Below are 11,889 nucleotides of genomic sequence, written 5' to 3'. Positions count from 1 at the left end.
CTATGGAAGATATTGTCTCCCTGTTCGCTCAGTACGGCCTGCTTGCCGTCTTTGTCTGCGTCCTGGTCGAACAGCTGGGCGCGCCCGTGCCAGCGCTGCCGTTCCTGTTGCTGGCCGGGGGCGCTGCTGCCAGCGACGGCGTCTTCGCAATGCAGGCCGTGGCCGTGGCGACGCTAGCCTCCATGATCGCCGATTCGCTTTGGTTCTTCGCCGGACGGCGCTTCGGGCACCGGGTGCTGGCGCTGCTTTGCCGGATTTCGATCTCTCCGGACAGCTGCGTGCGCCAGAGCGAGCTGAGCTTTGCCCGGCGCGGGGTCGCGACCCTGGTCGTCGCCAAGTTCGTTCCCGGCTTGTCGACATTGGCGCCGCCCTTGGCCGGCGCACTCGGCATGCGCACCGTCTCCTTCGCTGTTTTCAATCTGGCTGGCAGCATATTGTGGGCGGGCAGCGGCATCGCCGGAGGCCTGTTTTTCCACAATCAGATCGAGTCCCTGCTGAAAAACCTGAGCGATCTCGGCAGCACAGCCGTGGCGATTGTCGCAGGCTTTCTCGGAGCCTATATTGCAGGACGTATCTGGAGGCGTTGGCGAGTGGCACGATTAGTCGCTAACTTGCCCATGGTTCAGCCCGATGAACTGGCGGATCTGATTGCAAAGGGGGAAGACCTGGTTATCGTGGACGTGCGAGCTTCTCTGAACCAGCTATCCTTGGACGAGCGCATCCCGGGGGCGCGCCATATCGAACTAGCCAGCATTGAAACCATCTCTATCGATGGATGGCCACAGAAAGCCAAAATCATTACCTACTGCTCCTGTCCGAATGACGCTTCGGCGCTCAAGGCTGCGTATCTTCTGACCAAACGCGGACTCGTTGTCAGCGTTCTGAACGGTGGCATTGAAGGCTGGGCGGACGCCGGCCATCCAATGGAAGCCGCGGGCATTTGATTGTTGGATACCCGTTTTTACGGGGACACATGTTGAAATTGATCGGGAAGAATCAGTTGGCGCGTGTGCCGCTTGCATCGACGAATTCACTTCCATGATGTACTCGATGTCGCTATCAGCGAGGATCTGTTACACATCGCCAGCAAGTACCCGATGCATAGCGCATTGAGCGGACGATTTAAGATAAAAAGTGGGCTACTTCAGCAAGCTGTTCTTCACGGAATTTTAGCTGTAAAAACAAGAGCGCACCCATGCTGGGTGCGCAAAAAATCATCTTGACGGTGGCCCGTAACAACATAATGCCACTTGAAAATTGTGTTACCCCGGATAGAATCTTTCACGCTCCGCCCGGGGCAGGCCATTTTAGCCCTTGAATTTTGCAGTTACCGCGGCTACGCGCTTACCGAACAGCATGGCGGTCTCAAGGTCACCGGGCAGCATTTCGTCCGGGCTGCTGTCTGATGGCGATTGCGCCATGGCGCCGCTAAAGGAGCCAACATAATTGACGTCATTGCGCTGGGCGGCCTTCGCGTTGCTCGGCATCATGCCGGTACCAACCCAGATGCCGCTTTGCTGCATGGCCAGAGTGCACAGGTATTGCAGCGTCGACAACTTGTCCCCGTTCATAGTGGCACTGTTGGTGAAACCGGCGAACACTTTGTCTTTCCATTGCTGGGAGAACCAGGGCTTGGAAGACGCATCGGCAAACTTCTTGAACTGCCAAGAGACGCTGCCCATGTAGGTCGGGCTGCCCATGATGATGGCGTCGGCAGCATTCAGTGCTTCCCAGCCGCCTTCTGGCAGATTGCCATCGGCATCGATTGCGATCAGTTGGGCGCGAGCGCCTTCTGCAACGGACTCAGCCATACGCTTGGTGTGACCATAACCAGAATGATAAACCACGACTACTTTTGCCATTTTTTTTCCTTGAGAGACCTACGTTGTGAAATGAATTTGAGAAAACTGTGCCGTTGGTCGATTCCAGGCAAACATCGGCGTCCATCGACCAAACCGAGCTTACGCTTTGCTGCGGGCGTCAACGCTCCAGGCACCGGCACCCCAGGCAGCCAGTGTAAGCAGACCACCGACTACAGCGATGTTTTTGAAGAACAGCAGTTGCGTGACTAATTGTTGGTCCGCTGGCACGGCCCAATAGGCATGGAAAAAGAACGATGCGACCAAGGTAAACAGCGCAAGTGCCGAAGCCGCGATGCGGGTGCCGAACCCCGCTATCAGGGCCACGCCACCGAGGATTTCGACCGTTAAGGCAATGATCGCAGCCAGCGTGGGCATAGGCAGGCCCACGGACGTGATGTAACCAACGGTGCCTGCAAAGCCGGTGATTTTGCCGATGCCCGCAGGCAGAAACAACACGGAAAGAAGCAGGCGACCAGCCAGGCTCAGGGGATTTTGAAGTTTGTTAAACATAGGAATCCTATTATTTCAAGTTAGAAAACAAAAAAATTAAGCCGCTAGATCGAACACCAATACCTCGGCATTGCTACCGTTAGCCAAGGAGATTCTATTTTCGCCTTCCAGCATAATTGCATCACCCGCATTGATGGGCTGGCCATTCACTTCAAGAACGCCGCGCACCAGATGCACATAGGCTTTGCGGTTTGGGTTAAGCGCCAGTTCCGCGCGCTCGTCGCCATCGAACAGGCCCGAATAGAGCGCCGCATCAGCGTGGATGGTGACCGAGTCTTGTGCTCCGTCGGGTGACGCTACCAAGCGCAGAGCGCCGCGCTTCTGTGCAGCGGGAATCGTTTTCTGATCGTAACTCGGCGCAATGCCGGTCACATTCGGCTCAATCCATATCTGCAGGAAGTGGGTGGTCTGGTCTTTGGCATGGTTGAACTCACTGTGCATCACGCCAGTACCTGCGCTCATGCGCTGCACATCGCCCGGCGGAATGCCCTTGACGTTACCCATGCTGTCCTCGTGTGCCAGTTCTCCCGACAGCACATAGCTGACGATTTCCATGTCGCGGTGACTGTGCTTGCCAAAACCGGTACCAGACGCAATGCGGTCTTCGTTGATGACGCGCAGGTTTCCCCAGCCCATATGGTCTGGATCGTAATAGCCTGCGAATGAGAATGAGTGATGGCTCTTGAGCCATCCGTGGTCGGCATAGCCCCGATCTTGTGATTTGCGAAGAGTAAGCATGAATTGATCTCCTGGTTGATGAGATCAATTATGGCCTCGGCCATGTCATTGATGCGCCGCGCCGTTTGATGACATCGTTCAAAACAATTGAACGTAAGATTAGTCATATGCCGACTGCTTGTGGTGTATTGCTCACAGGCGGCGCTCGCCAGCCGCTTCTTGAAATCAACGTTGTAATTGCGCCGCCCCTTCCGGCCGCCTGTCTTTATGCTTGTGTTTAAAGTGGCCCCCACTCCAGTGGGTACTGCTTTGGCAGTGTCAATGATCCGATGGACAGACGGCCTTGATAATGGTTGGCCGAGACTCGTATTTTTCTTGTGCTGGGTCAACTGTCCATGTCCGCACGTGTTTATATTAGGTCAATTGGAAGCCTGTTTTTGGCTTCTCTCCTGATCGTCTGCTGCAGCGACAGATTGTTACAGTGAAGGAATGTCCATGTCCCAATCTATCGATACGATGACCATTAGGGACGCCATCTATGGGCGCTGTTCGGTGCGCTCCTACACGTCAGAACGGATTGACCAACCGACCTTACACACCCTATTGGCGGCTGCGGTGCGTGCACCGACTGCGATGCACGGCGAGCCTTGGCAATTTGCTATCGTTCAAGATGCTGAATTGCTCAAACGGTTGTCAGATCGCGCCAAGGAACTTTTCTCCGCCGAGGCAGCGCACCTGCACCCGGATCAACACAGCCTCGCTGTTTTTACCCAACCAAGCTTTAATGTCTTTTACGACGCAGGAACCTTGGTTGTCATTTGCGCCAAGAATACGGGGCACTTCGCTCTGGCCGACTGCTGGTTGGCAGCGCAGAACCTGATGCTGGCGGCGCACGGGATGGGCCTGGGGACTTGCGTCATCGGTTCGGCCGCATCAGCGCTCAACCTGCCCGACGTGAAGCTCGAACTCGGCATTCCCCCCGCGACAACCGCCGTAGCTCCGATCATTGTTGGCAAACCGCGCGGGGAAGCGCTGGCCAGTGCGCGCAACGAGCCGCAAGTTTTGGCTTGGCGTTAGACGACGTCATTCATGCAGCTATGACCTCAAGGCACCGGATCATCCTGACGGCCGTAGCCGTGCTGGCGGTGTTGGCACTACTGTTAATGACAGTATTCCGAACCCCGATGCTGACATTCTGGCATGCTACAGATGACACTAATATATTGCTCCTTTCCGGCAACATCGAGGCACACGAAAGCGTCCTTAGCTTCAAGACCGTGCAGTCGCGCATCGTAGCCCTTCCATTCAACGAGGGCCAGTGGGTGCATAAGGAAGAAGTGCTCGCCGTTGTCGATGCATCCGACTATCGACAGCAGATGACGATTGCCGAAGCTAATCTTGTCGTGCAGCAGCGGCAACTCGAATCTGCGCGCCAAAACCTGTATACGGCTGGCCGCACACTGCTGGTCGATCAGGCGGATCTGAAGCAACGTCAACTCGACCGGAAACGGGCGCTTGACCTGCAGCAAAAAGGCTTTGTTTCCACTGCGGCGCTCGACCAGACCGAAACGGCCTTGAAACAGGCCGCCGCCGTGCTTGAACGCGATCAATCGCTGCAGACGGCAGCGGCGCGCAATATAGAGGTTGCGAAAGCCAGTGTGCATAATGGCGAAGAAACAGTTGCGATGGCGCGCATTGTCGTTGGTTACACGACGCTGACGGCACCCTTCGACGGGGTCGTCAGCGTGCGCCAGGCAGAACTCGGCGAGGTGGTGGTGCCCGGCACGCCGGTTCTGACCTTGGCCGATCTCGACCATATCTGGCTGCGTGCCTACCTCAACGAAGCCGACCTCGGCCGAGTGCGGCTAGGGCAGGCCGTGACCGTCAGCAGCGATAGTTACCCCAACAAGCGCTATCAGGGGCGCATTGCTTTCATTGCCGATAAGGCGGAATTCACGCCGAAGAGCGTCGAAACGCACGCCGAGCGCGTGAGCTTGGTTTATCGGATCAAGATCGACATCGCTAATTCAAATCACGAACTGGTACCCGGAATGCCTGCCGATGCGAGAATCGAACTGCACGTCGCGGGGTCGTGATGAACGCACCGGTTACGGCAATGATCGAAGTCAGCGAACTGGAGAAGCGTTTCGGGGCGTTGACGGCAGTTGGAGGCTTAAGCTTCGCAGTGCAGCAGGGCGAAATCTTCGGCTTAGTGGGACCGGATGGTGCCGGCAAGACGACCACCATGCGCATGCTGGCGAGCGTTATGCGGCCCGATGCCGGAAGTATCACCATCGATGGCATCGACGTGCTGGCGCTTCCGGAACTGGCCAAACGCCATGTCAGCTACATGCCACAGCGCTTCGGCCTCTATGAAGATCTGACGGTGGAGGAGAACATCCGCTTCTACGCCGACCTGTTCGAGGTACCGCGCATGGTCTGGCAGGCGCGCGCCGACGCCATGCTCGTGGCCGCTGATATGAGGCCGTTCCGCAAGCGACTGGCTGGTCAGCTCTCGGGCGGCATGAAACAAAAGCTCGGGCTTATCTGTTCGCTGGTGCATACGCCGCGGGTTCTGCTGCTCGATGAGCCGACCACTGGCGTTGATCCATTGTCGCGGCGCGAGTTCTGGCAGATCCTCTATTCGCTGCGCAGCGAGGGCGTGGCGATGCTTATTTCCACCGCCTATCTCGACGAGGCCGAGCGTTGCGACCGTCTCGCCTTGCTGCATGCGGGCACGATGATGTACTGCGACACCCCGGCCGGGCTGAAGACACGCATGCCGGGGGCGATGCTCGAAATTGTCGCCGCTGATCCGCGGCGGGTGCGCGATGCAATACGCGCGCTGCCGGGGGTACAGGATGTGCTGCTGGTCGGCATTGGCGTCCATGTTCACGTCGATGGTGCCGAGCGTCTGTCGCAGATTGCTGCCGCGCTGGCAACAGCGGGCCTTGCCGTAACAGCTATCGAGGAAGTTGCGCCAAGCATCGAGGATTTGTTCGTCGCCCTGCTAAAGCACGAAAACGGGAAGGAGCATGCGCAATGACAAGCGATCTCCAAGCGCAGATCATCGTAGAAGGACTGGTTAAGCGCTTCGGCGTTTTCGTCGCCGTCGACCATGTCAGCTTCGCTGTGGGACGCGGCGAGATCATGGGCTTCATCGGCCCCAATGGCGCCGGCAAATCGACCCTGATCCGCATCCTCTGCGGCCTGCTGCGCCCCAGTGCCGGTCGCGCGCTGGTCGCCGGCATCGACGTCGCGCAGGACCCGGAAGCGGTGCGCCGACGCATCGGTTACATGTCGCAGAAATTCTCGCTCTACAACGACATGAGCGTGGTCGAGAACCTGCGTTTCTTCGGCGGTATTTACGGCGTCCCGCGCGCCGACTTCGCCGCGCGACTGCGTTTTGCCGTTGATATGGCCGGTCTGGCCGGGCGTGAGGATGCGCTGGTCGCGACCTTGGCCGGCGGATGGAAACAGCGTCTGGCGCTCGGCGCCGCAATCCTGCATCGGCCGTCTATCCTCTTTCTCGACGAGCCGACCTCGGGCGTCGATCCCGGTTCACGCCGGCGCTTCTGGGATCTGATCCACTCCCTCGGTGAAGAGGGGGTCAGTGTGCTGGTGAGTACGCACTACATGGACGAAGCCGAGTATTGCCACCGCATCGCGCTGATCAATCGTGGCCGCCTGATTGCGCTCGGCACGCCGCAGGCATTGAAGCAGCATTCGCTCGGCGGGGAATTGCTGGCGCTGGAGGGCGATCGCATTGGCGATGCCATCGCTCAACTAGAGAAATCGCCCGGCGTACAGGATGTGGCGATGTTCGGCAATGCGCTGCATGTGCTGGTGGACGAGGCCGCGGCACGTTCCCCCGAGCTTCTGGCGCGCCTCGCTTCGGTGGGGATGGCTAATGTGCGCGTGCGGCGGATCGAACCGTCGCTGGAAGACAGTTTTGTGCACCTCGTCGGCGCCAGCGCACTGCAGGCAGGCGGTGCGCCGTGAAATGGCGGCGGGTCAAGGCGATCGTCGTCAAGGAGAGCCTGCAGATCGTGCGCGATCCGCGCAGCCTGATGATCGCGCTGCTGATTCCGCTGCTGCAGATGTTCATGCTCGGCTATGGCATCAACCTCGACGTCAAGCATATTCCGCTGTGCGTCTACGACCGCGAGGGTAGCCAGGCGTCGCAGGACTTGATGCGCCGTTTCGTAGCCTCGCCGTATTTTGCGTTGCAGGGGATTGCCAGCAGCTACGCCGAGCTCAGGCACGACCTCGACAGCGGTCGTTGCCGCCTGGCCATCGTGGTTCCCTCCGGATTTTCCAAAGGGCTTGCCGATGCCGGCGAGGGCGTGGTTCAGGCGCTGCTTGATGCGACCGACACGAACACGGCGAACCTTGCTGCCAATTATGCGCGTGCTGTCGTCGCCGGCTATTCCGCCGATGTCCAGCTCGATTTCATTCGGCAAAGAGGCGGCAGCGTGCAGACACTGACGCCGGTCGAGGTGCGGGCGCGGGTCTGGTTCAACGAGGATCTGGTGAGCCGGAACTTCATAATACCGGGGGTCGTTGCCCTGGTCATGGCCATCGTCGGCTCGCAACTGTCCTCGCTCACCATAGCCCGCGAGTGGGAGCGAGGGACGATGGAGCTGCTGGTGTCGACGCCGATCGAGCCGCTGGAGTTAATGCTCGGCAAGTTGCTGCCGTATTTTGTCATCGGCATGGTCGACGCATGCATCTGTCTGGCACTAGCGGTGTTCTGGTTCGCAGTCCCATTTCGCGGCACGCTTGTCGCACTCTTCACCACCACCGGCCTGTTCCTCACGGTGGTGCTGTGCATCGGCTATTACGTCTCGGTATCGATTCGCAGCCAGGTCGGGGCGAGCCAGGTGGCGCTGTTGCTGACGATGTTGCCGACGACGCTGCTCTCGGGTTTCTCCTTCCCCATCGATCAGATGCCGGCGGCGGTGCAGGCAGTCACCTATCTGGTCAGCGGCCGCTATTACGTGACCATCCTCAAGGCGCTGTTTCTCAAGGGCGCACCTTGGGGCGAACTGGTGTTGCCGATATTTTGCCTGGCGCTGTATGCGCTGGTGATGGTGGTGCTCGCGGCACGCGCCTTCCGCAAGACGCTCGATTAGGGCCGCCATGATCGGACGCATCTTCCACCTACTTCTGAAGGAGTTCCTCGAACTGAAACGCGACAAGTCGGCGCGCTTCCGTTTGTTGGTGCCGCCGGTGGTGCAGATGATCCTGTTTGGCTACGCTGCGACTTTCGAAGTGTTCAATGTAGCGACGGTTATCCTCGATCAGGACCAGACGCAGGAGAGCCGCGCGCTGGTGGCCGATTTCGTCCACAGCAGCCGCTTTAAGCTCGTCGCCATCGCCGCCGGGCGCCGGCAAGTGCAGGACGCGGTCGAAAGCAGTGCAGCGCAACTCGGCATCGTTGTGCCGCCGGGGTTTGCCGAATTGCTGCGCAAAGGCCAGAGCGCGCCGTTGCAAGTTCTGGTCGATGGCACCAACTCCAACACCGCCCTGATCGCGCTCGGTTACGCCGGTCAGATTTCCGGCGCCTTCGGCCAGACTTACGCGCAGAACTTGGCCGAGCGCACCGGCCGTGCGCTCGGCCGGCCGCTGGTGAGCGTTAATCTGCAGGAGCGCTACTGGTACAACCCCAATCTCAACAGCCGCTGGTTCTTTGTTCCCGGCGTGATCGGCACGCTGACCTTGATTACCATCGTCAACCTGACCGCCTTTGCGATCGTGCGCGAGCGCGAGGTGGGGACGCTCGAGCAGATTCTGGTCACGCCGATCCGGCCGATCGAGTTCATCATAGGCAAGACGCTGCCGTTTTTCTTCATTGGCCTGCTGGAAGTGTCGATCGTGGCGGCGGTCGGCATGGTGTGGTTTCAAGTTCCGTTCAAGGGCAATCCGCTGGTGTTGCTTCTCGGCACCTGCCTCTTCCTGCTGAGCGTGCTCGCGATCGGCCTCTTGATTTCGACCTTGTGCAAGACACAACAACAGGCCTTTGCATCGAACTTCTTTGTACTCAACCCGATGTTCATTCTTTCGGGGTTCAGCTTCCCAATATCCAGCATGCCCGATGCATTGCAGTGGGTCACTTACCTCGATCCGCTACGTTATTTTCTCATCATCATCCGTGGCACTTATCTCAAGGGCGTCGGCATCGACGTTCTCTGGCCGCAGATGGCGGCGCTGGCAGCGCTGGGACTTGGTTTGTTTGCGCTCGCTGTGCTGCGCTTTCGTAAGTCACTGGATTGAGCAGGGGCGAGCAAGCGCCATTCGAAGCACTGGTCGTGGCTGTTATCAACGCACGCGGGTAGCCAATTTTCAGACTGCCTGCCGGCAGGAACAGCCGCCGCGCGGCATCCTTGATAGGCAATCCTTCAGTCTCCACCAACTTGACTGCATATTCGCACTAACAATCCTGCGGTGAATTGCCGACATTGGCAATCCCGGCCAGCGGGCGGCAATCAGCCGTGCTGCGACTGGCCGGGTCTGGGCAAGACCGGTCTGGCCAATGCGGATCGGGCACGTCGCGGCATGCCGGCAAAGGAAAAATCCAGCTCCGGTTGCCGGCCCGACACGATATCGGCAATCGCGCGCCCGGAGCCGCAGCCCATGGTCCAACCGAGCGTGCCGTGTCCGGTATTCAGGAACAGATTACTGAATCCGGTTCTCCCGATATACGGCACGTTGGAGGGCGTCAGCGGCCGCAGGCCGGTCCAATAAGCCGGATTGTCGTAGTCGCACGCGTCCGGGAATAATGCACGGGTGCGGCGCGTGATGGCGTCGCAGCGGATGCTATTGAGTTCGCGCGAATAACCGTTCAATTCGCAGGTGCCGGCCACCCGCAACCGGTCGCCCAGCCGCGACAACACCAGCTTGTAGCCGTCGTCGGTCAGCGAAACGGTCGGCGCCGCTTGCGCATTGGTGATCCGGTAGGTGGCCGAATATCCTTTTCCGGGATAAATCAGCAGATCAATCCCCAGCGGTTTCAGCAGCGGCGCCGAGAAGCTTCCCAGCGCCACCACGAAGGCATCGGCGCGCAATACCTGATGCCGGCCATCCGGCCCGATGACCTCGACCCCGACGATTTTGGCGGCCGGGCCGGTGCCTTCGGAAAGCAGGCGGGTAATGCTGGTGCCGAAGCGGAAGTCGACGCCTGCTCCGGCCGCCCTGGCAGCCAGGCCGGTGGTGAACTTGTAGACATCGCCCGATTCGTCGCTTGCGGTGAAATCGCCGCCGACGATCCGGTCGCGGCTGCCGGCCAGCGCCGGCTCCAGCCGGATCACCTCGTCTGCGGCAATCGAGTTGCGCGGGCAACCCAACTCGCGCATCAGCCGCGCGGCTGCCAGCGACTTTTCGAACTCCTTGCCATCGGTATAGAAATGCAGGATGCCGCGTGTCAGGCAGTCGTATTCGATCCCGGTTTCCGCACGCAATGCCTGCAGGGTCTGGCGACTGTATTCGGCAATCGCGACAATCTGGCGAATATTATCGGCAACCCGGGCCGGCGTCGATTCCCGCAGAAAGTGCGCGCACCATTTCCACTGCAGCCATTCCGGCCGCAACCGGAACAGCAGCGGCGCATCTTCCTTGCCGAGCCACTTCAACACCTTCAGCAACGTGGCGGGATTGGCCCACGGTTCCGCATGCGACACCGAAATCTGGCAACCATTGGCAAAACTGGTTTCCAGGGCAGCACCGTTTTGGCGTTCAATCACGGTCACCTCGTGCCCGTCCTGGCTTAAAAACCAGGACGAAGCAGTGCCGACAATACCAGCGCCCAATACTATGACTTTCATATCGCCCTTATTCTCACTTGCTGCAATGTCACTTGCCCCAATGCGCTTTCCGATCCCGTCAGAACCGGGAGATGCGGCGTTAATTGCCTATAAATCATCATCGCGGCAACAGTTTTCAGTGGTCGCGATCCACCAGCATCATCAAGCTGGAGGTATCCAGTTTGCCGCCACCGCGTTTTTGTATTTCCGCATAATAGGCATCGACCACACGCGTAACCGGCAGCAAGCTGCCGTTACGCCGCGCTTCTTCCAGGCAGATGCCCAGATCCTTGCGCATCAGATCGACCGCAAAGCCGAAATCGAATTGCGATGCCAACATGGTCTTTCCCCGGTTTTCCATCTGCCAGGATTGCGCCGCGCCTTTGGAGATGGCATCGATCACGCGTTCCCCGTCCAGCCCGGCATTCTTGGCGAATGCCAGGCCTTCGGCCAGCGCCTGTACCAGCCCGGCAATGCAAATCTGGTTCACCATCTTGGTCAGTTGCCCTGCCCCGGCAACGCCCATGTGCACCACCGCGCGCGCATAGGACGCGATGACCGTCTCGGCCTGAGCGAATGCCTCTGCATCACCGCCCACCATCACGGTCAACTTGCCATTTTCGGCGCCAGCCTGGCCACCGGAAACCGGAGCATCCAGAAAAGGTATGCCCAATTTGCCAGCCTCCAGATGCAGCTTGCGCGCTGCATCGGCAGAGGCGGTAGTGTTGTCGATCAAGATGCTGCCGGCGCGCATGCGCGACAGGGCGCCATCCGGCCCCAGCGTCACCTGGTACAGATCGTCGTCGTTGCCGACGCAGGTAAACACGAAGTCGGCATCTGCCGCCGCCGCTGCCGGCGTTTCGGCACTGCGCCCCGGATGCGTTTCCAGCCACGCTTGCGAGCGTGCCGGAGTGCGATTGAACACCGTCACCGCATGACCGCGTGCTGCCAGATGTCCGGCCATCGGAAACCCCATGACACCCAATCCAATAAATGCCACTTTTGCCATTTTCAGCCCTTTGCTGTTGGTCAATCCA

At 59.3% G+C, this 11,889-nt stretch carries 12 protein-coding genes; 7 read left to right on the top strand and 5 right to left on the bottom strand.

The annotated features are described in order from the left end of the window. Nucleotides 1-2 precede the first annotated feature (2 nt). Complete coding sequence (locus HMCN_RS0106090) at nucleotides 3-944, top strand: VTT domain-containing protein (protein WP_025916544.1); 942 nt, start codon at nucleotides 3-5, stop codon at nucleotides 942-944. 363 nt (nucleotides 945-1,307) lie between these two features. Here the strand turns inward: HMCN_RS0106090 and HMCN_RS0106085 are convergent, their stop codons facing one another. From HMCN_RS0106085 to HMCN_RS0106075, 3 genes are all read right to left on the bottom strand, one after another. After that, nucleotides 1,308-1,862, bottom strand: coding sequence for a flavodoxin family protein (locus HMCN_RS0106085; protein ID WP_025916543.1), 555 nt, complete (start codon nucleotides 1,860-1,862; stop codon nucleotides 1,308-1,310). Between the two features lie 99 nt (nucleotides 1,863-1,961). Next, the gene (locus HMCN_RS0106080) at nucleotides 1,962-2,372 is read right to left on the bottom strand and encodes a DoxX family protein (protein ID WP_025916542.1); all 411 of its coding nucleotides are present in this window, start codon (nucleotides 2,370-2,372) and stop codon (nucleotides 1,962-1,964) included. A 36-nt stretch (nucleotides 2,373-2,408) separates the two neighbouring features. After that, on the bottom strand, nucleotides 2,409-3,110 hold the full coding sequence (locus tag HMCN_RS0106075; protein WP_025916541.1) for a pirin family protein: 702 nt from the start codon (nucleotides 3,108-3,110) through the stop codon (nucleotides 2,409-2,411). A gap of 435 nt (nucleotides 3,111-3,545) precedes the next feature. On the opposite strand from HMCN_RS0106075, the gene HMCN_RS0106070 reads away from it, so the two are divergent. From HMCN_RS0106070 to HMCN_RS0106045, 6 genes are read left to right on the top strand one after another with little or no spacing between them, the layout of a single operon-like run. Next, nucleotides 3,546-4,127 (top strand): nitroreductase family protein, encoded by a 582-nt coding sequence (locus tag HMCN_RS0106070; RefSeq protein WP_035626049.1) that lies wholly within the window; start codon nucleotides 3,546-3,548, stop codon nucleotides 4,125-4,127. Next, nucleotides 4,118-5,146, top strand: a complete 1,029-nt coding sequence (locus HMCN_RS0106065; protein ID WP_238551974.1) for an HlyD family secretion protein — start codon at nucleotides 4,118-4,120, stop codon at nucleotides 5,144-5,146. The genes HMCN_RS0106070 and HMCN_RS0106065 overlap by 10 nt, the downstream gene beginning before the upstream one ends. Then, entirely contained in the window at nucleotides 5,146-6,096 is a 951-nt protein-coding gene (locus HMCN_RS0106060) for an ABC transporter ATP-binding protein (RefSeq protein WP_025916538.1), read from the top strand. The genes HMCN_RS0106065 and HMCN_RS0106060 overlap by 1 nt, the downstream gene beginning before the upstream one ends. Then, a complete protein-coding gene (locus HMCN_RS0106055) occupies nucleotides 6,093-7,052 on the top strand; it encodes an ABC transporter ATP-binding protein (RefSeq protein WP_025916537.1) in 960 nt (319 codons plus the stop codon). The genes HMCN_RS0106060 and HMCN_RS0106055 overlap by 4 nt, the downstream gene beginning before the upstream one ends. Then, entirely contained in the window at nucleotides 7,049-8,185 is a 1,137-nt protein-coding gene (locus HMCN_RS0106050) for an ABC transporter permease (RefSeq protein ID WP_025916536.1), read from the top strand. Before HMCN_RS0106055 ends, HMCN_RS0106050 begins: the two co-directional genes overlap by 4 nt. 7 nt (nucleotides 8,186-8,192) lie before the next feature. Beyond that, entirely contained in the window at nucleotides 8,193-9,326 is a 1,134-nt protein-coding gene (locus tag HMCN_RS0106045) for an ABC transporter permease (RefSeq protein WP_025916535.1), read from the top strand. A 212-nt stretch (nucleotides 9,327-9,538) separates the two neighbouring features. On the opposite strand, the gene HMCN_RS0106040 is transcribed toward HMCN_RS0106045, so the two are convergent. Both HMCN_RS0106040 and HMCN_RS0106035 read right to left on the bottom strand, forming a co-directional pair. Further along, nucleotides 9,539-10,873: a D-amino acid dehydrogenase gene (locus tag HMCN_RS0106040; protein WP_025916534.1), complete on the bottom strand. Its 1,335-nt coding sequence runs from the start codon at nucleotides 10,871-10,873 to the stop codon at nucleotides 9,539-9,541. A 115-nt stretch (nucleotides 10,874-10,988) separates the two neighbouring features. Then, nucleotides 10,989-11,861, bottom strand: coding sequence for an NAD(P)-dependent oxidoreductase (locus HMCN_RS0106035; RefSeq protein WP_025916533.1), 873 nt, complete (start codon nucleotides 11,859-11,861; stop codon nucleotides 10,989-10,991). Nucleotides 11,862-11,889: the final 28 nt, after the last annotated feature.

The sequence above is a fragment of the Herminiimonas sp. CN genome, from assembly GCF_000622895.1.
Taxonomy (GTDB): domain Bacteria; phylum Pseudomonadota; class Gammaproteobacteria; order Burkholderiales; family Burkholderiaceae_D; genus AVCC01.
Note: the sequence above shows the minus strand (reverse complement) of the source record. Positions and strands in the feature narration are given on the sequence as shown.